This is a genomic window from Hyphomicrobium sp. NDB2Meth4 (assembly GCF_900117445.1).
Classification (GTDB): domain Bacteria; phylum Pseudomonadota; class Alphaproteobacteria; order Rhizobiales; family Hyphomicrobiaceae; genus Hyphomicrobium_A.
Genome location: NZ_FPEJ01000001.1, coordinates 417,755 through 440,140 on the forward strand (window position 1 = coordinate 417,755; position 22,386 = coordinate 440,140).

The window sequence follows — 22,386 nt, forward strand, 5'->3', positions numbered from 1 at the left end:
CGACGATCATTGACCTATGCGCGCTGGAGCCGGGGACAGCGCTGAAACCACTGACCGGAGCGGCCCGGGTCGGCGTTCCTGCTAGGGCAGACATCACCAACAACGCCGCCAAGGCGGGCAAAAGAGCGTAGCGTGACATGAACAAAGTCTCCAACATCACCGATGGAGAGCATATTCAAACCGCGCCAATCACCGCTTAGTACGCCCGCAGAAAATTGCCTCAAACACTCCCCATCGGAGAAGCTTGGCGCCTACCACAAAAAAAAAGAGGTGCCAGCCGATCGCTCGGCAGCGGCACCCCAGAATTGACCACGCGGCCCCGGGAATGGGAATTCTTGGGAAGGGCCTTCCTCCTAGGGAAAGGGATAGTGGCTGCGAAGAATGTGCTCCAACTCCCGCCTCGAAGACTTGACCTTGATCAACACTCAACGTCGCAGCCTCGCAAAGCTCAAACGCCGTCCGCCCAACTACAGGGGAAAGCGCAGCATCGCATGCGTTCCCCGTTCTGTTGGCGCATAGACGAACTCCGCACTTAGACGGACGCACATGCTCTTGATGACCCGGGTGCCTAGCCCCGTCCCACCCGCGGACGCCTTTGCGCCAACGAAGCCCACACCCTCATCGATAACACTGAGGCGCGCCGCTTCCCCCTCTCGCACCAGCCGGACCTGGATATCACCCCGCTCGGTTTCGACGTATGCGTACTTGTAGGCATTCGTCACCAGTTCCGTCACGATGATGCCGAGCGAAACCGCTTTGTCCGTAGGCAAGCTGATCGGATCCGCCTCGAGCGAAATCTCGTAGTCGCTGCCCCACGCCAGCATGGCGCTGCGCAACTCTTCGATGAGGCCGCCGAAGTATGCCTGCATATCCACCCACTGTACGTCCTGCGACGTGTAGAGGCGGCGATGCACTCCCGCTATCGCTAGGATGCGCGCCTGCATTTCATCGAGCGCGCGACGCGCCGATGGATCCGTCAGCGAGTTGCGCTGCAGATTTGTCAGCGCAGCTACGATGGCGAGTGAATTTGCAACGCGATGATTGACCTCGCGCAGCAAGAGTTCGGCCCTGTCGCGCGCTTCGACGATTGCACGGTCGGCCGCCTCCTTGTCCCGCCGCAACCGCTCCTTTTCGAGAGCGGTGCCAACCGCCTGGACCAGCAGATCGAGAAAGTGCCCTTGAACGTCTTTCCATACGTAATCGACTGCACCGGCCTTCAATGCAGACACGGCAACATGGCTATCATCGGAACCGGTCACATAGACGACGGGTGGAGCGTCCGCCAGGGCACGAATTTGAACAAGCACATCGAGCCCGTCTTGCCCTGGCATGTGATGATCAAGCGCTACGACGTCGAACTGTTCAGCCCCGAGCTTCGCCAATCCCGCCTCGCCGGAGGTAACCGCAACGACGACGTAACCCGCTCCCTGCAGCGCCTTCTGCACGAGGCGCCCGAGACCAGGATCGTCATCGATATAGAGAATGCGTGCGACGCGGTCGGTCACTGAGTCTCCGGCACCTGCATCACGGCGAAAAACAACCCAAGCTGTCGAATTGCATTGGCGAAGTTATCGTAGTCGACCGGCTTGGTGATATAGACGTTGGCACCGAGATCATAACAGCGCTGGATTTCGCGCGCGTCGTCCGTCGTAGTGAGAACGATGACGGGCGATCTTTTCACATGTCGATTGTTCTTGATCTTCTCGAGGATTGAAATGCCCGTCATGTCGGGAAGGTTGAGATCCAGCAAGACGAGCAGTTGACGTCCCGCACTGACTTCTCCGCTTCCGTCCGCGCCAAGCAGATATTCGAGCGCCGAAGACCCGTTTGTGAACGGAATAAGTTCGTTGTTCACACCGGCACGACGAATGTTGCGCTCGATGAGCCGCGCATGACCCTCATCGTCTTCGATCATAACGATGGCGACGGGTTTACCCTCTAAACTCACCTAAGCGCTCCAATACAAATCGAAGGTTGCGTGGAATTCTTACTCGAAACGTCGTGCCCTTTCCAAGCTCCGAAGCAAGAGTTATCTGCCCGCCCATGCGCCGAACCAGCGCCTGCACGTGGGCAAGTCCGATCCCTTCTCCCGGCTTGTCCTGTTTGCCTGCCCGCCGAAACAGGTCAAACACGCGCGTATGGTCCTGCTCGGCAATTCCTCGACCGTTATCCTCAACCTCGATCATAACCATACTGTCCGATTGAGGGCGGACCCGGATCTTGACCACCGGTGGCCGGTCCGCAGCCTGATATTTCAGGGCGTTGTCGATCAGATTGCCGAAGACCTGTTCCAACGAAAGCTTGTCGCCGACGATCGTGGGCAAAGCAGTCTCCACGACCAGCGAACCATCGCTTTCCTGCAGCTGGTGCTGGACGCTCCCCTCGATCCCCGCGAACAAAGCCTCGAGGTCAACCCGTTCCGGATTGAGCACGCGCCGTCCCTCGCGCGACAGCTTGAGAATGGCGTTGATCAGACCATCCATCTTTTTCGTCGATGTTTTGATGAACGACAGCGCCTCGGGAATATCCGTTTCGACCGCGGCCTTCGCCTCGGCGATCCTCGGCAGTTCCTGGACAACTGGATCGTTGACGATCTCTTGCAGCGGCTCCAAGGAGGCTTTGAGTTCCGTCGTAAAGCCCATCACGTTTACGAGCGGAGCTCGCAGGTCGTGGCTCACGATATACGCAAAGCGCTGAACCTCTTCGTTGGCCCGCTCCAGATCAGCCGTCCGCTCTTTCACTCTCTCTTCGAGCCCGAAGTTGAGTACCTCGAGTTCCGATCGCGCATGAACCAGCTCCCGCGTGTAACGGGTCAGCGTCCATGCGGCCCCGGCGCCCGCCAGAAGTATGAGAATACCGCCGGCAATGATGCTCCTTTGCAGGATCAGAGCATTGTCTCTTTGCGCGATCACGGCTCGGTTCAGGCGCGCCTCGACCATCTCTCGCCGGCCACCGATCAGCGACCGAATCCGGTCCATGAGATCTTTGCCGCGGTCCGAGCGGACGAGCGCCATCGCTTCATCGATTTTGCCCCCGTTCCTGAGTTCGACTGTCTGCGAAAGCTCGCCGAGCTTGTCGTCAAGCGCAGATTTCAGGTCACTGAGGAATTGCTCGGAATCGGGTTGCCTGGCGAGGGCCCGCCGCAACGCATCGAACTTCTCGTCCGTCGCGCGCACAGCCACGGTATATGGCGTGAGGTAACGGTCCTCGCCGGTGAGAAGAAATCCGCGTTGCCCAGTCTCCGCGTCTTGGACGACGGATAAAAGGTCAACCAGCCTGCTCCGCATGTCACGCGTTGCAATCAACTCCTCGGTCGACTGCCCCGTACGATCCAGCATCCAATAAGAGAGGCCGACGATGCCCAGCAGGATGAGCATGCCGACGGCAACAAAGCTCACCGTCGCACGCATCAGATTAAACTTGCTGACCAGCACTAGTACCCTTCATTAGCAAAAGGCCGCCGATGTAATCGGCGGCCTCTGTTATTTTCAGCTTAGCCAGCTTCGCGATCCCGGCGCGGCGGGCGCCGGTCTCGGCCGCCGCCACCACCTTCGCGGTCACGACGCGGCGGACGCGCTGCAGAAAACTCCTGCTCCGGTTCCTCGCCCTCGGCACGCGGAATCTCCTGGCCCGTCGTTTGATCGACGATCTTCATCGACAGACGCGTCTTGCCGCGCTCGTCGAAGCCCAGAAGCTTCACATAGACTTCCTGGCCTTCCTTCACGACCTCGCCGACCGTCGCCGGACGACCCGGCGCGAGTTGCGAGATGTGAACGAGACCGTCCTTGGCGCCGAAGAAGTTCACGAACGCACCGAAGTCCATGATCTTCACGACCTTGCCCTTGTAGATCGTGCCGACTTCCGGCTCCGAAGCGATCTCTTTGATGCGCTTCAGGGCGGCTTCGATCGACTCGCGCTTGGCGGCCGCGACACGCACGGTGCCGTCGTCCTCGATGTCGATCTTGGCGCCGCTCTCGGCAACGATCTCGCGGATCACCGAGCCGCCCGAGCCGATCACTTCGCGGATCTTGTCGGTCGGGATCTTGATCGTCTCGATGCGCGGAGCGTGCTCGCCGAGCTCGGTACGCGTCGAGCTCAGCGCCTTCGACATCTCGCCGAGGATGTGCATGCGGCCTTCGCGCGCCTGATCGAGCGCAACACGCATGATCTCTTCGGTGATGCCCGTGATCTTGATGTCCATCTGCAGCGACGTGACGCCCTGGTCGGTGCCAGCCACCTTGAAGTCCATGTCGCCGAGGTGATCTTCATCGCCCAGGATGTCCGACAGAACGGCGAAGCTCTCGCCTTCCTTGATCAGACCCATGGCGATGCCGGCCACCGGCGACTTGATCGGCACGCCGGCATCCATAAGGGCCAGTGAGGTGCCGCACACCGTCGCCATCGACGACGAGCCGTTCGACTCGGTGATCTCCGACACGACGCGGATCGTGTAGGGGAAGTCTTCCTGGCCCGGCATCACTGGGCGAATCGCGCGCCACGCCAGCTTGCCGTGGCCGATCTCGCGACGGCCCGGAGAGCCCATGCGGCCCGTCTCACCCACCGAATAAGGCGGGAAGTTGTAATGCAGCAGGAAGCGCTCTTTGCGGGTGCCTTCCAGCGCATCGACGAACTGCTCGTCTTCGCCGGTGCCCAGCGTCGCAACGACGAGAGCCTGCGTCTCACCGCGCGTGAACAGCGCCGAGCCGTGCGTACGCGGCAGCACGTGCACGTCAGAGACGATGGGACGAACCGTCTTCAGATCGCGGCCGTCGATACGGCGACCCGTCCTGACGATGTCGCCACGCACGATCTCGCTTTCCAGCGCCTTGAACGTGTCCGACAGCAGCACTTGCTCGTTGGGATCGTCCGGAATCTCGATTCCGGCCTTCACCTTCGCCTTGGCCTCGGCCTTCAGCTCATAGCGCTTCTGCTTCTCCTTGGTGGAGAAGGCGGCGCGCAGGTCAGCCTCGGCCAACTCGCGAACCTTCGCCGAATACTTCTGCGCGTCGGGGATCTGAATGTCCCACGGCTCCTTGGCGGCCTTCTCGGCAAGCTTGATGATCGCCTGGATGACCGGCTGGAAATGCTTGTGGCCGAACATCACGGCCTCCAGCATCTGCGTCTCGGGAAGCTCCTTGGCCTCCGACTCGACCATCATCACGGCGTCCGTGGTGCCGGCCACGACGAGGTCGAGCGTCGATTCCGCCATCTCGTCGATCATCGGGTTGAGCACGAACTCGCCGCCGATGAGGCCGACGCGTGCAGCGCCGATCGGACCGAGGAACGGCAGACCCGACAGTGTCAGCGCAGCCGAAGCGGCCACCAGCGACAGGATGTCGGGATCATTCTCCATGTCGTGCGAGAGCACGGTGACGACGACCTGCGTCTCGTTCTTGAAGCCCTCGACGAACAGCGGGCGGATCGGGCGGTCGATGAGACGCGACGTCAGCGTCTCCTTCTCGGTCGGACGCCCTTCGCGCTTGAAATAGCCGCCGGGGATCTTGCCCGCGGCGTACGTCTTTTCCTGGTAGTTCACGGTCAACGGGAAGAAATCAATGCCGGGCTTCGGCGACTTGGCGCCGACGACAGTCGCCAGCACGCTGGTCTCGCCATACTGGGCATAAACGGCAGCATCCGCCTGACGGGCAAGGCGCCCAGTCTCGAGCGTCAGCTTACGGCCGCCCCAGTCAATTTCAACACGATGGATATCGAACATGTGCGTTCTTTCTCTCTCTCATCTCGGTGCGTTGCGCGAAGCGGCCGGAGTGCCGCAGCGCCACCCTCGGCTCTTGGCCGAGGTGCGAGGCGAGATGCCTCTCGGGGGTTGCCCACGGATGGCCGGCACATCGCACCGGCCTTCCGAGTGCTTGATGTGATTAGCGGCGGATGCCGAGCTTTTCGATGATGGACTGATAGCGCTGCTCGTTCTTGCGCTTCACGTAATCGAGCAGCTGGCGACGCTGGCTGACCATCTTGAGCAGACCGCGACGCGAATGGTTGTCCTTCTTGTGAAGCTTGAAGTGCTCGGTGAGGTCATTGATCCGCTGCGTAAGGATCGCGATCTGAACCTCCGGCGAGCCGGTGTCGTTGGCCTTGGTGGCATTATCTTTGATGAGCGCGCTCTTGCGCTCTCCAGACAGCGACATCGGGTATCCTTTCTATTGAGATGTGATGAGGGCTCAGCCCTCGCGAAGCGGCCACAGCCGGGATGTCGTCCAGCAGGGTCGCGAAGTAGTGCGGGTCTTATACACGAGACGCCCTCCGCGGCGAGGGGAAATCGCCGTAAAAAAGGGCTTCCGAAGGGTTAACGCCGAACCTTTTGGACCAAGCCAGACCCTCAGCCGAAATTGAACACGCGGGTCGGCCGGAAAGCACCCTTCTCCAGTTCGCCAAGCGCCAGAATGCGTCCTTTGAAGTGGGCATAGGCGGCCCCGTTCAGCACCGGCGCATCGCGCCCGCGCACCAGCACCGCCTGGCCCCTGGAGAGGCTCGCTGCATCGTTCGGCCCGACGCTGAGCCCCGGCAGGTCATCCAGCGCCGCCTCGACCGGCCGCAGGTACTGGTCGATATCGCCGGCCTCGAAGGCGTCCTGCAGCGTCTGGAGTTGCACAGACGCCTCTTCGTCGAACGACCCGACCCTCGTCCGCCGCAGCCCAATGACATGGGCAGCGCTTTCAAGCGCCCGGCCGATGTCGCGCGCCAACGCCCGCACGTAGGTGCCCTTGCCGCATTCGGCTTCCAGCACCACGGTCGCCGCATCCGGCATATCGACCAGCCTCAGGTCTTCGACCACGATCCAGCGCGGATCGAGCACGACCGTCTCGCCGCTGCGGGCGAGGTCATACGCGCGATTGCCATCCACCTTGATCGCCGAGAATGCGGGCGGCACCTGGCTGATCTCGCCAGTAAAATCGGGCAGCACGTTCTCGATGTCTTCCAGCGTCGGCAGCACGGCCGACGTGCGCACCACCTGCCCTTCCGCGTCGTCGGTATCCGTCTCGGCACCAAACCGCACCGTGAAGCGATAGGCCTTCTCGCCATCGACGGCGAATGGAACGGTCTTCGTCGCCTCGCCGAGCGCGATCGGCAGGATGCCGGTTGCCAGTGGATCGAGCGTGCCGGCATGCCCGGCCTTTTGCGCCCCGAACAACCGGCGCACCGCGCCGACAGCCTGCGTCGACGTCATGCCGACAGGCTTGTCCAGCACCACCCAGCCATGAACCGGGTTTCCCTTCTTGCGTCGTGCCATCGGGGCTTAGTCCTTATCGACATCCTGGCGGACCTTCGGGCTTGCGAGCAGCGCATCGATGCGGCTCGCCTCCTCGAACGTCTCGTCGCGGCGGAAGCGCAAGTCGGGCGCGAACTTCAAATTCACCGCTTGTGCAATCTCTCCGCGGATAAAGCGCTTGTTGCGATCCAGCGCTTTCAGCACCGCGTCGGTGTCGGCGTCACCCAGCGTCACGATGTAGACGGTCGCCAGCTTCAAGTCCGGCGACAGCCGCACCTCCGGTACCGTGATCACATGCGCTGCGATGATGTCGTCGTGAATTTCGCCACGCGCTAGCAGTTCCGCCAGCTTGTGCCGAACCAGTTCGCCAACGCGGAGCTGACGCTGGGATGGGGGCGCTGAGCCCCCCGTTTTCTTTGATCTCGTCACGAATTCAATCCATCTGCCATGACGGGATTGGACCGCCTGATGGCATCACAAAACGTAAACAGGTCGGCCCGAAGGCCCAGGGAGCAAGGCGGCCCGGCGGTCTTGGCGAAGCCGAGCAAAGCTCGAACCGCCGCCTCGCGGAGCGCGACCGTTCGCCGGTTGGCGAACGGATCTGCGCACCTGAGCGGCTTAAAGCGACCGCGTCACCGTCTCGATGTTGAAGCACTCGATCTGGTCACCCGCCCGGATGTCCTGATAGTTGGCGAAGGCCATGCCGCATTCCTGACCGGCGGGCACTTCCTTCACCTCGTCCTTGAAGCGCTTCAGCGTCGAAAGCGTACCCTCGTGGATCACCACGTCGTCGCGCAGCAGGCGCACCTTGGCACCACGCTCGACCTTGCCTTCGGTAACGCGGCAGCCGGCAACCTTGCCGGTCTTCGAGATGTTGAACACCTCGAGGATTTCCGCCTTGCCGAGGTAGACCTCGCGGATCGTCGGCGCCAGAAGGCCCGACATCGCTGCTTTCACGTCATCCACGAGATCGTAGATGATGCTGTAGTAGCGGATCTCGACGCCGTCGCGCTCGGCCAGAGCCTTGGCCTGCGCATTGGCGCGGACGTTGAAGCCGACGATGACAGCCTTCGACGCGTTCGCCAGCGCCACGTCGGATTCGGTGATGCCACCGACGCCCGAGTGCACGATCTGCGCGGCGACCTCATCGGTGCCGAGCTTGCGCAACGAACCTGCAATCGCCTCGACCGAGCCCTGCACGTCGCCCTTGACGAGCAGCGTGAAGTCCTTGCGGCCCGTCTCCTTCAGCGACTGCATCATCTGCTCGAGAGTACGCGGAGTGCCAGCCGAGCCCATCGTGTCGCGGCGCTTGCGCACGCGATAATCGGTGATCTCGCGGGCACGGCCTTCGCTTTCGACGACGGCGAACTGGTCACCGGCTTCAGGCGCGGAGTCGAAGCCGAGGATTTCGACCGGAATCGACGGACCCGCCGACGGCACGTTGGCGCCGAGTTCGTCGATGAGAGCGCGAACGCGGCCCCACGCCTTGCCCGCCACCACGATGTCGCCGACCTTCAGCGTGCCGCGCTGAACCAGCACGGTACCGACCGGACCACGGCCGCGTTCCAGCTTGGCTTCGACCACGATGCCTTCGGCCGACCGGTTCGGGTTGGCCTTGAGATCGAGGATTTCTGCCTGCAGATGGATCGCCTCGAGCAGCTTGTCGAGGTTGGTGCGCTTCAGTGCCGACACCGGCACGTCTAGCGTCTCACCCGACATGCTTTCGACCACGATCTCGTGCTGCAGCAGCTCTGTCCGCACGCGTGTGGGATCGGCCTGCGGCTTGTCGATCTTGTTGATCGCAACGATGATCGGCACGCCGGCAGCCTTGGCGTGATTGATGGCTTCAACCGTCTGCGGCATGACGCCGTCGTCGGCGGCAACCACGAGAACGACGATGTCCGTCACCTTCGCGCCGCGGGCACGCATGGCGGTGAACGCCTCGTGGCCCGGCGTATCGATGAACGTCACCTTGTCGCCGCTCGGCGTCTTCACCTGATAGGCGCCGATGTGCTGCGTGATGCCGCCAGCCTCGCCAGCCACCACGTTGGTCTGGCGGATGGCGTCGAGCAGCGACGTCTTGCCGTGGTCGACGTGACCCATGATCGTAACGATCGGGGCGCGCGGCTCGAGATGACCTTCGTCATCCTTGTCGCCGATGAAACCGGTTTCGACGTCGGCTTCCGACACACGCTTGGGCGTATGGCCGAACTCCTGCACGATGAGCTCCGCCGTATCGGCGTCGATCACATCGTTGATCTTGTGCATCGCGCCTTCTTTCATCAGGTACTTGATGATGTCGACGGCGCGTTCCGTCATGCGGTTCGCAAGTTCCTGAATGGTGATCACTTCGGGGATCACCACTTCGCGCACGATCTTCTCACGCGTCTGGGGAATGCCCATCGCCTTGAGCTTCTCGCGCTCACGCTTGCGCTTCAGCGAGGCAAGCGAACGCTCGCGCTGCTTCTCATCGAAAGCGTTGTTGATCGTCAGCTTGACGCGCTCGCGACGCTCGTCCGGCTTCGGAGTAGGCGTGCGCGCCACACCGGCGACCTTGCGGTTGCCCTTCGCGGCACCGCGACCCTCGTCCTCCTCGGCAGCCTCCGGACGCGCCACGCGCTTCGGCGCTTCCGGTTCGGGCTTGGCCCGCACCGGCATCGGGATGTCGATCTCGCGCGGGCGTCCACCCTCACGAGGCTGCAAGGCAGGATTGTACGACGTGCGCGGACGCTGTCCGCCATCGTGCGGGCGCGGCGGACGTTGAGATGCCCCACCGGGACCACCCCGCGAATCTGGGCCGCGTGAATCCGGACCACGATCTCGCTGATACTGCGGACGCCCTTCCGAACGGCCCTCCGGCCGGCTGGCCGGAGCCCGTGCATCAGGCGCACGTGTTGCAGCCGGAGCAGGAGCAGGAGCCGGCGGCGCAGCGGGCGCTTCCGCCACAGGCGGCGGCGGCGGCGCGGCTTCTTGAACTGGTGGCGGGGGCGGCGGAGGAGCAGCCGCCGCTTCGGCAGCAACGCGCTCGCGTTCCTCACGCTCGACGTCATCGCGTTCACGCGCTGCCGCAAGTGCGCGGGCCCGAGCATCACGCTCTTCGTTGGAAAGTCCGCGGCCGACGGCCGGCGTCGCTCTCTCCACTGGAGCCGCGGGGATCGGTCGACGTGCGACCGGCGCCTCGGCCACCGGAGCAGCGCTCGCGACCTCTGGCTCTCCACTGCCGGGGCCGGAGAGCTTGCGTGTCTTGCGCTTCTCGACGACTACCGACTTCGAACGGCCGTGGCTGAAATTCTGTCGGACGTGGCCGCTCTCGACGGTCCGCTGCAGCGACAGCGGCTTGCGCGCGCCTCCGCGGAGCGTCTTGTCGGTGTTGTCCTTGGTCTCTGTCATGCTCTTCTCGTTCAAACTCCGAAATCCCGGTTTTGCGGCCTTCAGGATGCACCCATACCGCACCGGTAGCGCCGTATGCGCTCGGCCTCGCTCAGTACCCGCTTCGTGGCTCCGCCTTGTATGAGGCCAGCATGTACCACATTTGACCGGCCCATGGCCAAGCTCAATTGTTCGATGGTGAGCCAATCAACAATGGGGGCAGATTGGCCTTTATCCCCTTGAATCGCCGAAAACTTGCGGTCCAACTTGCGTCGTCCCTCGGCAGTTCCGTCCGCGCCATGCACAAGTGCAACGGCTCGGCCACCGCCGAGAAGCTTCTCGACCTTCTCGGCTCCAGTGGAGACGAGACCTGCCTTGTTGGCCAGCGATAGCGCGTTGGAGAGACGACCTAAAAATAGGTCGTCAATGCGCTTAGGCAAGTCCTCGGGGACGCTCACCTGCCGTTTCAGGCTCTTGGCGAACGAATTCGTCTTGACCGCAGCCTCGACTGCCGCCCGATCGCACTTCACCCAAACACCACGGCCCGGCAACTTGCGGGAAAGGTCCGGAACGATCGTACCTGAAGGGTCGACGACGAAGCGGATCAGATCGTCTGGCGCCAGCTCTTCGCGCGTGACAGCGCAACGCCGGAGCGAGCCCCGCGCTTCACCGTCTTCCGCGTCTTCGAGCAATTCAGCGCCCAATCCGATCCCTTTCTCGCCGCCAACATCACCGTCTAGCCTTGGCCGGCGGCATCTTCGCCGCCTTCGGCTTCAGCCACGGCCTCACCTTCGACCGTCTCTTCGACAGCCGGCTCTAGGTCTTCCGCTTTGATCCAACCGGCCAGCACGCGCGCCGACATGATCATGTCCTCGGCTTCCTTCCGGCCGATATCGAAGCTCTCGAGTACGCCTTTGTGACGCACGGGCTCGGAGTCCTTCTCCTTCTTGCGCTCGGTCCAGCCGACGAGATCGTCGGTCGCGCAATCAGCCAAGTCCTCCAGCGTCTTGATGCCGTTCTCGCCCATGGCGACCATCATCGCCGTGTTGACGCCGCGCACCTTGGCGATGTCATCCACTACGCCCAGTTCGCGCCGCTTCGCATCTCGGTCGGCTTCCTGCTTGTCGAGATACTCGCGCGCACGCGTCTGAATTTCGTTCGCCGTGTGCTCGTCGAAGCCTTCGATGTGCGCGATTTCGCCAAGATCGACGTAAGCGACTTCCTCGATCGAGGCGAAGCCCTCAGTCACCAGCAGCTGAGCGATGACCTCGTCAACATCCAGCGCTTCCATGAGCATGTTCGAGCGCTCGGAGAATTCCTTCTGCCGACGCTCCGACTCTTCCTGCTCGGTGAGGATATCGATGTCCCAGCCCGTCAGCTGCGATGCAAGCCGCACGTTCTGTCCGCGACGGCCGATGGCCAGTGAAAGCTGGCTCTCCGGCACCACAACTTCGATACGGTTGGAGTCTTCGTCGAGCACCACCTTGGTGACCTCGGCCGGCGCCAGCGCATTGACGATGAAGCTGGCAGCATCCGGGTTCCACTGGATGATGTCGACCTTCTCGCCCTGCAGCTCGTTCACCACCGCCTGCACGCGGCTGCCGCGCATACCAACGCACGCGCCCACCGGGTCGATGGAGGAATCCTTGGAGATAACCGCGATCTTGGCGCGGCTGCCCGGATCACGCGCGACCGATTTGATCTCGACGACACCGTCGTAGATCTCCGGCACTTCCTGCGCGAACAGCTTCGACATGAACTCGGGGCGGGCGCGGGACAGGAAGATCTGCGGACCGCGCGGCTCGCGGCGCACGTCGTAGATATAGGCGCGGATGCGATCACCATAGCGCACGTTCTCGCGCGGGATCATTTCGTCGCGGCGGATGATGCCCTCGGCCCGGCCCAGATCGACGATCACGTTGCCGTATTCGACGCGCTTCACTGTGCCGTTGACGATCTCGCCGATGCGATCCTTGTATTCACTGAAGTGACGCTCGCGCTCGGCTTCGCGCACCTTCTGCACGATCACCTGCTTGGCGTTCTGAGCGGCGACGCGGCCAAAATCGAGCGGCGGCAGCGGCTCAGCGATCAGATCGCCGACCTTCGCATCCTTGTTGCGGCGCTGCGCATCATCGAGGTTGATCTGCGTGGCGTCATTCTCGACCTCGTCGACTACGGCCAGCACGCGCGAAAGCCGCGCTTCGCCGGTCTTGGGATCGATCTCGCAGCGGATGTCGTTCTCCGCGCCGTAGCGCGATTTGGCCGCCTTCTGGATAGCGTCTTCCATCGCCTCGATGACGATCTTGCGATCGATCGTCTTCTCACGGGCGACAGCATCCGCGATCTGCAGGAGCTCGAGCCTATTGGCGCTGATCCCAGCCATTGCCATGGTCTTATTCCTCCTCGATGTCCGTCACCGGTGCTTCGGCACCATCGGACAAGGCGTTGCCTTTCTTTGCGCGGCGTAGAGCCTCGCGGATCAAATCATCTGTCAGCACCAGCCGCGCCTCACCAACGAGGTCCACCGGAATGCCGATCACGTTCTTGCCTGCAGCACCGAGATCGACCTCGATGCGCACTTCACCGTCCTCGAAGCCCTCGAGAATGCCGCGGAAACGCCGGCGCCCGTCGATCAGCTCCTTCACCTCGATCTTCGCCTCATGCCCGGCCCAATCCTCGAAATCGGACGGACGCACCAGCGGTCGATCTAAACCCGGCGACGAAACCTCGAGCCGGTATGCACCCACGATCGGATCATGCACGTCGAGTAGCGGCGAGACCTCCTTGGATATGGTCTCGCAATCCTCGATCGTCATCGTCCCGTCGGTCCGCTCGGCCATGATCTGCAGGGTCGCGTTGTCGCCCCCCGAAACGACGACACGTACAAGCCGGAACCCACGGTCGCTCAGCGCCGGCTCGATGAGCTCGGCAACCCGCGCAGCAGGCCCGCTTTCGACGATGAATCGATCCGTGGAGGCGCTTTCGCCAACTTGCATATGCGGCTTGTCTACGGCCAGAACGCCGATCCCTTATGCCAATACAAAAAGAGCGGACCGCGAGGGCCCACTCCTGACAGTTGAGATGATCATGAGCCCGGAAATATTACGGGATCGTGACGGCCCGCGCAAGAGCCCGCCCACCGGGCGGCCGCGGCGCATCTCCCGCGTAATCGATCAGGCCCGCCGAAAGCGCAAAAAGTAGCGCCTGCGGCCCTCTCGCTCGGCCTTGGCCTCGTACCGGGTCGGCGGCCAGTCCGCGACCCGAACGCGCCAATCCCCAGGCCCCTTGGCCATCCACGAGAAGGCGGGATGCCCCCTGAAAGCCATGAGGATCGTCCGCAGATAATCGCCGATATCGGTGCCGATGCGCAGCTCCCCGGCCGGTCGCATCACTCGCGCCAGTTCATCGAGAAGTGCGCGATTGATCAGGCGGCGCTTGACGTGGCGTTTCTTGGGCCACGGGTCGGGGAAGAGAATGAACACGCGATCAATCGAGGCGTCCGGAAGCCAACGCAGCAGCGCGCGCGCATCATCCGCACACAGGCGCACATTTTCGAGCCCCTCCGTCTCGATGCCCGACAGCGCCTTGACGACGCCGTCCTCGAACACCTCGCAACCGATCAGCCCGACCTCGGGATTTGCACGCGACTGCCACAATAGGTGCTCACCGCCGCCGAAGCCAATCTCTAGCCACACCCGCGAGCAAGCCGACGGGAAAAGCTCTGAAACTGGCTGTGTGCACGCCGTGCCAATGGGCAACGACACCCGCGGCAGCACATCATCCAGAAGATGCTGCTGCCGCGCACTCAACTTGCGTCCGCGCCGCCGCCCGAACGAGCGCAGCTCGAGCGCGTTGACCTCAGTCTCCACCTCGGCGCCAGCGTCAGCCAACGGCCTTTTTGATCGCATCGGCAAGGTCGGTCTTCTCCCACGAGAAGCCACCCTCCGCATCCGGCGTGCGGCCGAAGTGGCCGTAGGCCGAGGTGCGTGCGTAGATCGGCTTGTTGAGGTCGAGGTGCTTGCGGATGCCGCGCGGCGACAGATCCATCACCTCGCCCACCGCCTTCTCGAGCTGCGCTTCCTCGACTTTGCCGGTGCCGTGCGTGTCGACATAGATCGACAGCGGCTTGGCGACGCCGATGGCGTACGAAACCTGGATCGTGCAGCGGTCCGCGAGGCCTGCAGCAACGACGTTCTTCGCGAGATAGCGGGCCGCATAGGCAGCCGAGCGGTCGACCTTCGTCGGGTCCTTGCCCGAGAACGCGCCGCCGCCGTGCGGAGCAGCGCCGCCGTACGTGTCGACGATGATCTTGCGGCCCGTCAGGCCGCAGTCGCCATCGGGACCACCGATAAAGAACTTACCCGTCGGATTGACGTGCCAGATCGTGTCCTTGTTGATCCAGCCCTGCGGCAGCGCCTTCAACACGAACGGCTCGATGATATCGCGGATCTGCTTGGATCTCAGCGCCTCATCGATGTGCTGGTGCGAGACGACGATCTGCGTCACGCCGACCGGCTTGCCATCCTCGTAGCGAATGGTGACCTGGCTCTTGGAATCAGGCCCGAGCATTGCAGCAGGGCCTTCCTTCTTGTGGCGCGCCTCGGCAAGGTCACGCAGGATTTTGTGCGCGTAGTAGATTGGCGCCGGCATGAGTTCAGGCGTTTCGGTGCACGCATAACCGAACATGATGCCCTGATCGCCGGCACCCTCTTCCTTGTTGGTGCCCGGCTGCAGCGCATCGACACCGGCAGCAATGTCAGCCGACTGCGGGTGCAACAGCACTTCGATGTCGGCCTTGTCCCAGTGGAAGCCTTCCTGCTCGTAGCCGATGTCACGGATCGCCATCCGCGCAACGTGCGCGATCCAATCCTTCGTCACCGTCTCCGGGCCGCGCGTCTCACCAGCGATGACAACCCTGTTGGTCGTCGCGAGCGTTTCGCACGCCGCGCGAATAGCCCACGGATCGATGCCCGCCTTCGGCCCCTCGCGATAGAAAAGATCTACGATCTCATCAGAGATGCGATCGCAGACTTTATCGGGATGCCCCTCGGAAACGGATTCGCTTGTGAACAGGTAGGATTTGCGTGCCACTCAGTTGCCCCGTTTCTTCGGTGTTTGGCTCGAATTCGCCGGGGTTTTCTCAAGCTTTGCGCGCCCGGTCAAGGGCGCGCAAAGCGCGTCACGCTTGCAACGGCGTCCTTAACGTCGCTGCCCAAATGCATATCGGCAAAGCTGATTTGCTTATTCGCCTTGGGCCTGTTCGCCGGCGAAAGCGCGCACCAAGTCCACGATCGAACGGCGCACCCGAGGATCCGTGATCCGGGCAAAAGCCTTGTTGAGCTCCAGCCCGTCGCGGCTGCCTAGGAACTCGGCAGCGTAGCTCTCAGCCGGACGCTCGGCAAAGCCTGCAGCGGCTCCGTCCATGCCCGACATCACCAATTCCTCATAGAAGAACTGCACCGGCACCCCGAGCACCTGGGACAGGTCGAAGAGCCGGCTGGCGCCTATGCGATTAATGCCCTTCTCGTATTTCTGCACTTGTTGGAAAGTGAGCCCCAGGTGCTCGCCGAGTTTTTCCTGGCTCATTCCCAGCAGCATGCGGCGCAGACGCACGCGTCCGCCCACGTGGACATCCACGGGGTTGGCGCGCCGCGAGCCACGCTCTTCCACCACTTCTGTTTCGTTGTCGCCCAGTGTGTTTTCTCTCGACATGCCGCATACCTTAACTGTCGATATTAGTTGTTTTTGCGCGCTTGACTCGCGAGATGGTTGCTTTGCCCACACCCTGCGAGGCGCTCTTTTGGTCGAATTGATCCGACCACATATCTATGACCGCTGCCCCCCGCCAGAACAACAGCCAAATTGTCTCTAATCCCGTCTACGTCGTGCGAAGAGAACAGAAGCACCAAGGAAGATCAGCGCTAGAGCTGCGGAAGTACAATCGTGGAACTGCGCATAAACCGGCGCCCGGATAGACGCGGGTATTCCACTGTCGACGACGCCGCGCTCGTTAAGCATAAGCATCGCGGTAACTCTTCCGTAAGGATCAACAACGGCTGACACGCCGTTGTTTGCAGCCCGTATGATCGGCAACCCCTCTTCTACTGCCCGCACCCTGGTTTGGTGGAAGTGCTGCCAAGGCCCCGTCGTATCGCCGAACCAACCATCGTTCGTCACGTTGACGATCAACCCAGGCCGCTGCGCACCCTGCACGATGGAAGCCGGAAAGATCGCTTCGTAGCAGATCAGTCCAGCGACCGGCGGCAGCCCGGCGATAGAGAGAAGCGGCCGAGGCTCCACACCGGTAGAGAACCCCCCGCGCCAGCGCGTGAGCTGTTCCAGACCAATACTCTCGAGGACCGACTGCATCGGCAGGTACTCACCGAAGGGCACCAGATGGATCTTGTCATAAAGGTGTTCGAGGGCGCCATTGGGGCCGAACACCATCAAGCTGTTAAAAGCCTGCTGTCCCCCCACCGGAGACTCCGCATGCTTCACCCGCAGCGCACCGGACAGTAGCTGCGTTCCATCCGGCAGCAGCTTGCCGATCTCGTTCAGAGCTTCCGGATGCTCCAGCGGCAGAAACGGCATAGCCGCCTCTGGCCAGATCAGATGCGTGATCCCCGCCAGGTCGTCCTGCTTGCCTGAAGCATCGCGACGCGAAAGCGCAAGCTGATCCTCGAAGATCTCGCGTTGCTTTTCCGGCCGCCACTTGTCTCGCTGCGGAACGCTCGCCTGCACGATGCGAACCTTGACGCCATCGAGCATCGGCGACGCTTCAGCCGGCATCCGCCACGCCCCATAGGCGTAGAGCGCCAACATCGGAAGCACGGCCAAGCCGAGCCCAGCCCCCACAGCCCGCGTCGGCGCTTGTGCCTTGCCATCGGCAACGACAACCGCAGGCCCCGCGAATATCGTCACTGCCAGCAGGGTCAGCCCGTAAATGCCCAAAAGCGACGCCGACTGCATCAGCTCCAAAGGCCACGTCAGCGCATAGCCCAGCACATTCCAAGGAAAGCCCGTCAGCACGTGGCCGCGCAGCCACTCGGCCATGGCAATGGCCAGCGCCAGCACCAGCACCCGGGCAAAGCCCCCCGGCCAAACGAGCCGCGCGATCCCGGTAGCCGCGCCGGTAAACAGGGCCAGCCCTCCCGGCAGCATCACCACGGCGAACGGCATCAGCCAAGCGAACCTGTCCGCTTCCACCAGGAACGCTTCGCCCACCCAAAAAAGGCCAAGCAGGAAATAGCCGAAGCCGAACCACCAGCCGGCGCCCGCCGCCCGCAAAAAGCGGGCACGTGGGGTATTGCCGTCGGAAGCATCGATCAACCACACCAGCACTGGCAGTGTGACGAACAGAACCGGCGTGACAAAAAACGGCGCCATCGCAAGCGCCGAAAGTGCACCGGCGCCGAAAGCAATCGCCACGCGCCACCAGCCGCACGCGGCGGCGACGAGCTGTCGCGCCTGCGCGAAGGTGTCGACCACACGCGCCCCGGCGGAAACCGCCCCCCGCTGCACCGGTGCTATAGCGCCGCTCACGTGCCCTCGGTCTCTACCGCCGCCGCCGAGCGATCCCGCGTCTCATGCGCGCGGGGCCGATGGATTTTCACCTTCTTGAGCCGTCGGGCGTCCGCATCCAGAACTTCGAGTTCAATGCCGCTCGGGTGACGCACCAGCTCACCGCGAACAGGAACGCGGCCCAGCAGTGAGAACATCAACCCGCCGAGCGTATCGATGTCCTCCTCCTCTTCAGGCTTCAACAGCTTGAGCCCAAGATGCTCCTCGAGCTGCTGGATCGGCGTGCGCGCGGAAGCGATAAGGCCCAACTTCGGATCGTCGACGATATACGCCGCCTCGGCGACATCGTGCTCATCCTCGATATCACCGACCACCTGCTCGACGAGGTCTTCAATGGTCACGAGACCATCGGTACCGCCATACTCGTCGACCACCAGGGCCATGTGGATACGCGTTGCCTGCATGCGAATGAGCAGGTTCGTCGCCGGCATCGAGGGCGGAACGTAGAGCACCGGCCGCCGCAGCTTTGCCGACGCAATCGGCCGGGAAAGGTCGACACGCTTGAAATCGAAGTAAGCTGGCTCGCCTTCTGCAGGCTTCGACCCCGTGGCTTGGTCAGCCTTGTCCTTGTCGGCAACGGCGATGGGTGTGTTGATAGCCCCTTCCGCCGCCTCCTGCGTCAGCCAGCGGAACAAGTCCTTTACGTGGATCATGCCGCGCGGATCATCCAGCGTCTCGCTGTAGAGCGGAATGCGTGAGACGCCCGCCTCGCTGAAAGTCCTCAGCAGGTCCGCCAGTGAATCGCTCTCTTCGAGCGCGATGATATCGGCACGCGGCACCATGATGTCGTCGACGCGCAGCCCCCCGAACCTCAATAGCCGCCGCAGCATCTCGCGCTCTTCGGTCGAGAATGCGGCAGCGCTGGCATCCGCGTCAGTCCCGCCCTTCAGGTCGGCCTCGAGCAGTTCGCGCAGGCTGGGCGACCGCAGTCCGATGCGGCTTAACAGTGCGTTGAGAATTCCGTTGGAGGGCCCATTGGAAGGCTCTCCATCGTCGGCGTCGGATATCGTAGCCGGCAAATCTTTGGGTGCGTGGACGTTACTCATGTTCAATCGCGTTCGCTGTCAGACATGTTCTGCCCGATCGGATCTCCGGCATTGGCGTAAGGATCAGCAATGCCTAGCCGTGAAAGAATGCGAACTTCTAGCGCCTCCATTTCCTCTGCTTCTGTGTCCGTCAGGTGATCGTAACCCAAGAGGTGCAAAAACCCGTGCACGACGAGGTGTTGCAGGTGGTGAGCCACCGGAACACCCATATCGTCCGCTTCGCGCTGCAGGGTTTCGAGCGCCAGCGCAATATCACCGAGAAAGCGCGCGTCGCCCTCCATCGGCAACATCGGCACCGCGGGGAATGACAGGACATTCGTGGGAGTTGGCTTGCCGCGATAACTGCCGTTCAGTTCAGCGACTTGTTCATCGCTCGACAGCGCAACGCAAACCTCGATGTTCTCCAGCGCCAAGTCCTGCGTGACTGCACGGGCTGCAACGCGCACGAGTTCATCGGCGCCGGCAACCGCTTCCCAGTCGCCGCCGTCATGCACAACATCGATGACGCTACTTATCGGAGGGTCGCCATCAGCGACCTCGGCACCATCGTTCGGCGATGCCGCCGAGCCCGGTGAGATACTTGGCATGATACGAACTACTTCTGCCTGTCGTATGCTTCAACGATACGAGCGACGAGATCACGACGCACAACGTCCTTGCCGGTGAACCGGATCGTCTCGATCCCCTTGACGCCGTCTAGTAGAGACGTCGCTTCCTCGAGCCCCGATTTCATCCCGAACGGCAAGTCGATCTGGCTCGGGTCGCCCGTCACCACCATCTTCGAATTTTCGCCAAGGCGGGTGAGGAACATTTTCATCTGCATGCTGGTCGTATTCTGCGCTTCATCGAGAATGACGAAGGCATTGGCCAGCGTTCGCCCGCGCATGAAGGCCAGCGGAGCAATCTCGATAACGCCCGTTTCAAGGTCCTTCTCGACCTTCTCCGGCGGCAGCACGTCGTAGAGAGCATCGTACAGCGGCCGCAGATAAGGATCGACCTTCTCGCGCATATCGCCCGGAAGGAAGCCGAGCCGCTCGCCCGCTTCCACAGCCGGACGCGAAAGAATGATCCGCTCCACGATGCCGCGTTCCAGGCAATGGGCGGCATAGGCGACAGCGATGTATGTCTTGCCGGTGCCAGCCGGACCGATGCCGAATACGAGATCGGATTTGTCCAGCGCCCGGATGTACGTGCTCTGCGTCGGCGTGCGCGCCTTGACTACGCGGCGGCGCGTGGTGATCTGCGCCTGCCCGTCACCCGGCACACTTTCCTCGCGCGCATGACGGATGAGCCCGTCGAAGTCGCCCGCGCCGATGGCATCCCCAGCCGCAACACGGCCATAGAGTTCTTCCAGCACGACCCGCGCCAGATCGCACTCCGCCTCAGGACCGCTGAGGGTGACGACGTTGCCATGGGCATGCGCCTCTATTCCGAGGCGATCTTCCATCAGGGCAAGGTGACTGTCGTATTCTCCGAGGAGCCGCGTCAGATGACGGTTGTCCTCGAACGGCACGACCAGGCGCTTGCTTGCAACCTGGGCCTTGGGTGATCGTCCCGGTCCAGCGACCGGATTCCCACGAAATGCTGCCAATCGGCGCTCCAGACGTCGTTCGCTGCGAATCGTCACTTCCAGATGATTAACGTAGCACAAGCACGGGCCACCCCGCAGCGCCGGGGAGACCAAAGGCCGCCATAGCGTTACCGGATCATCACTCCGGACGTATGACACCGGCTAGACTATTGGTACCGAAGGATGAAATTTCAACAGGAACAATGCGGCCGAGTAGTTCTTGAGGCGCTTCGGCATGCACACCCTGCAAGAACGGCGAGCGCCCGATCAGCTGACCAGGGTGCCGTCCAGGCCGCTCGAACAGCACGGGGAGGGTCCGCCCAACGCAGCGCGCGGCAAAGTCCCACTGGTGTTTTTCGATCCGCGCCTGTAGCCGCGCCAGCCGCTCGGTCTTAACCGCCTCGGGCACCTGGCCATCGAGTTTCTCTGCCGGCGTGCCGGGCCTGGCGCTGTACTTGAACGAGAATGCGGCTGCAAAGCCAATCTCGTCGAACACCGCCAGCGTTTCTTCGAACTCGGCGTCCGTCTCCCCCGGGAACCCGACGATCACATCGGTCGACAGCGCCAGATCCGGCTGTGCTGCCCGAATGCGTGCGACGAGATTGATGTATTCCTGCGCCGTGTGCTTCCGGTTCATCGCCGCCAGGATGCGATCGGAACCCGCCTGGAACGGCAGATGCAGATAGGGCATCAATTTCGGCTCGTCCCCGTGCGCCGCGATCAGGTCATCGCTCATGCCGCGCGGATGGCTGGTCGTGTAGCGCAGCCGCTCCAGCCCATCGATGCGCGCAAGATGGCGCACCAGATCGGCGAGCGAATACGTCCGCCCGCCTGGGCCATCGCCGTGATAACCGTTGACGTTCTGCCCCAGCAGCGTCAGCTCGCGCACACCGGCATCCACCAGCGACCGTGCCTCGCGCTCGATATCCGCAACCGAGCGCGAATATTCCATGCCGCGCGTATACGGCACCACGCAGAACGTACAGAACTTATCGCATCCTTCCTGCACGGTGAGGAACGCCGTCACGTTGCGCGTGGGCGCCCGCGCTGGCAGGTGCGCGAACTTCTCTTCTTCCGGAAAGTCCGTCTCGACCAGCGAGCGCCCTTCGGCGCGCGAACGCCTAATGAGCTGCGGCAGGCGATGATAGCTCTGCGGCCCGACGACTAGATCGACCACTGGCGCACGCCGCGATATCTCCGCGCCCTCGGCCTGCGCCACGCATCCGACCACGGCGACTACGGTGTCGCTGCCGGCGGCCGCACGCTCTTCTTTCAGCACTCGGATGCGCCCGAGGTCGGAATAAACCTTCTCCGCCGCCTTCTCGCGGATATGGCAGGTATTGAGAATGACGAGATCGGCATCCTCGATGGCGCTCGTCTCAGAGTATCCGTCGGCTTGCAGCGCTTCGGTCATGCGCTCGGAATCATAGACGTTCATCTGGCAGCCGAACGTGCGCACGAACACCTTGCGTCCAGCCCGCGGCATCTCAGCCTGGGCGGGCTCGGCTAGCACCGATGCTGCCGTATCCTCTTCAATCTCCGGAAGACGATCGTCCATGGGCATCCAACTACCGCTCGGCTTCGTGCCCGGC

The 22,386-nt window shown here is 62.6% G+C and carries 19 protein-coding genes; all 19 read right to left on the bottom strand.

From position 1 onward, the window contains the following. Positions 1-467: 467 nt before the first annotated feature. Positions 468-1,505 (bottom strand): response regulator, encoded by a 1,038-nt coding sequence (locus tag NDB2M4_RS01975; RefSeq protein WP_072369367.1) that lies wholly within the window; start codon positions 1,503-1,505, stop codon positions 468-470. Continuing rightward, on the bottom strand, positions 1,502-1,948 hold the full coding sequence (locus NDB2M4_RS01980) for a response regulator (protein ID WP_139247056.1): 447 nt from the start codon (positions 1,946-1,948) through the stop codon (positions 1,502-1,504). The genes NDB2M4_RS01975 and NDB2M4_RS01980 overlap by 4 nt, the downstream gene beginning before the upstream one ends. After that, positions 1,932-3,434 carry a sensor histidine kinase gene (locus tag NDB2M4_RS01985; protein ID WP_083555646.1) on the bottom strand — a complete coding sequence of 501 codons (1,503 nt, stop codon included), beginning with the start codon at positions 3,432-3,434 and terminating at the stop codon, positions 1,932-1,934. The genes NDB2M4_RS01980 and NDB2M4_RS01985 overlap by 17 nt, the downstream gene beginning before the upstream one ends. A 59-nt stretch (positions 3,435-3,493) precedes the next feature. Then, entirely contained in the window at positions 3,494-5,716 is a 2,223-nt protein-coding gene (pnp, locus tag NDB2M4_RS01990) for a polyribonucleotide nucleotidyltransferase (RefSeq protein ID WP_072369371.1), read from the bottom strand. A 160-nt stretch (positions 5,717-5,876) separates the two neighbouring features. After that, on the bottom strand, positions 5,877-6,146 hold the full coding sequence (rpsO, locus tag NDB2M4_RS01995; protein WP_072369373.1) for a 30S ribosomal protein S15: 270 nt from the start codon (positions 6,144-6,146) through the stop codon (positions 5,877-5,879). Between the two features lie 191 nt (positions 6,147-6,337). Continuing rightward, positions 6,338-7,249, bottom strand: coding sequence for a tRNA pseudouridine(55) synthase TruB (gene truB, locus NDB2M4_RS02000; protein ID WP_072369375.1), 912 nt, complete (start codon positions 7,247-7,249; stop codon positions 6,338-6,340). 6 nt (positions 7,250-7,255) lie between these two features. Then, positions 7,256-7,657 (bottom strand): 30S ribosome-binding factor RbfA, encoded by a 402-nt coding sequence (rbfA, locus tag NDB2M4_RS02005; RefSeq protein WP_139247057.1) that lies wholly within the window; start codon positions 7,655-7,657, stop codon positions 7,256-7,258. Positions 7,658-7,846: 189 nt separating this feature from the next. Beyond that, on the bottom strand, positions 7,847-10,618 hold the full coding sequence (infB, locus tag NDB2M4_RS02010) for a translation initiation factor IF-2 (protein ID WP_072371654.1): 2,772 nt from the start codon (positions 10,616-10,618) through the stop codon (positions 7,847-7,849). Positions 10,619-10,659: 41 nt separating this feature from the next. Next, entirely contained in the window at positions 10,660-11,301 is a 642-nt protein-coding gene (locus tag NDB2M4_RS02015; protein WP_244536024.1) for an RNA-binding protein, read from the bottom strand. 32 nt (positions 11,302-11,333) lie between these two features. Continuing rightward, complete coding sequence (gene nusA / locus NDB2M4_RS02020) at positions 11,334-12,986, bottom strand: transcription termination factor NusA (RefSeq protein ID WP_072369381.1); 1,653 nt, start codon at positions 12,984-12,986, stop codon at positions 11,334-11,336. Between the two features lie 4 nt (positions 12,987-12,990). Continuing rightward, a complete protein-coding gene (gene rimP, locus NDB2M4_RS02025) occupies positions 12,991-13,593 on the bottom strand; it encodes a ribosome maturation factor RimP (RefSeq protein ID WP_072369383.1) in 603 nt (200 codons plus the stop codon). Positions 13,594-13,770: 177 nt separating this feature from the next. Next, positions 13,771-14,505 (bottom strand): tRNA (guanosine(46)-N7)-methyltransferase TrmB, encoded by a 735-nt coding sequence (gene trmB / locus NDB2M4_RS02030; protein ID WP_083555649.1) that lies wholly within the window; start codon positions 14,503-14,505, stop codon positions 13,771-13,773. After that, a complete protein-coding gene (gene metK / locus NDB2M4_RS02035; protein ID WP_072369386.1) occupies positions 14,480-15,688 on the bottom strand; it encodes a methionine adenosyltransferase in 1,209 nt (402 codons plus the stop codon). Before metK ends, trmB begins: the two co-directional genes overlap by 26 nt. Positions 15,689-15,838: 150 nt before the next feature. Next, a complete protein-coding gene (locus tag NDB2M4_RS02040; RefSeq protein WP_072371658.1) occupies positions 15,839-16,270 on the bottom strand; it encodes a helix-turn-helix domain-containing protein in 432 nt (143 codons plus the stop codon). 195 nt (positions 16,271-16,465) lie between these two features. Beyond that, positions 16,466-18,139 (bottom strand): apolipoprotein N-acyltransferase, encoded by a 1,674-nt coding sequence (lnt, locus tag NDB2M4_RS02045; RefSeq protein ID WP_083555651.1) that lies wholly within the window; start codon positions 18,137-18,139, stop codon positions 16,466-16,468. Then, complete coding sequence (locus NDB2M4_RS02050) at positions 18,136-19,224, bottom strand: hemolysin family protein (protein WP_072369390.1); 1,089 nt, start codon at positions 19,222-19,224, stop codon at positions 18,136-18,138. Before NDB2M4_RS02050 ends, lnt begins: the two co-directional genes overlap by 4 nt. Before the next feature lie 2 nt (positions 19,225-19,226). After that, the gene (gene ybeY / locus NDB2M4_RS02055) at positions 19,227-19,811 is read right to left on the bottom strand and encodes an rRNA maturation RNase YbeY (RefSeq protein WP_083555654.1); all 585 of its coding nucleotides are present in this window, start codon (positions 19,809-19,811) and stop codon (positions 19,227-19,229) included. 8 nt (positions 19,812-19,819) lie between these two features. Continuing rightward, on the bottom strand, positions 19,820-20,815 hold the full coding sequence (locus tag NDB2M4_RS02060) for a PhoH family protein (RefSeq protein ID WP_072369393.1): 996 nt from the start codon (positions 20,813-20,815) through the stop codon (positions 19,820-19,822). Positions 20,816-20,933: 118 nt separating this feature from the next. Continuing rightward, positions 20,934-22,280 carry a tRNA (N6-isopentenyl adenosine(37)-C2)-methylthiotransferase MiaB gene (gene miaB, locus NDB2M4_RS02065; protein WP_210186510.1) on the bottom strand — a complete coding sequence of 449 codons (1,347 nt, stop codon included), beginning with the start codon at positions 22,278-22,280 and terminating at the stop codon, positions 20,934-20,936. Positions 22,281-22,386 lie beyond the last annotated feature (106 nt).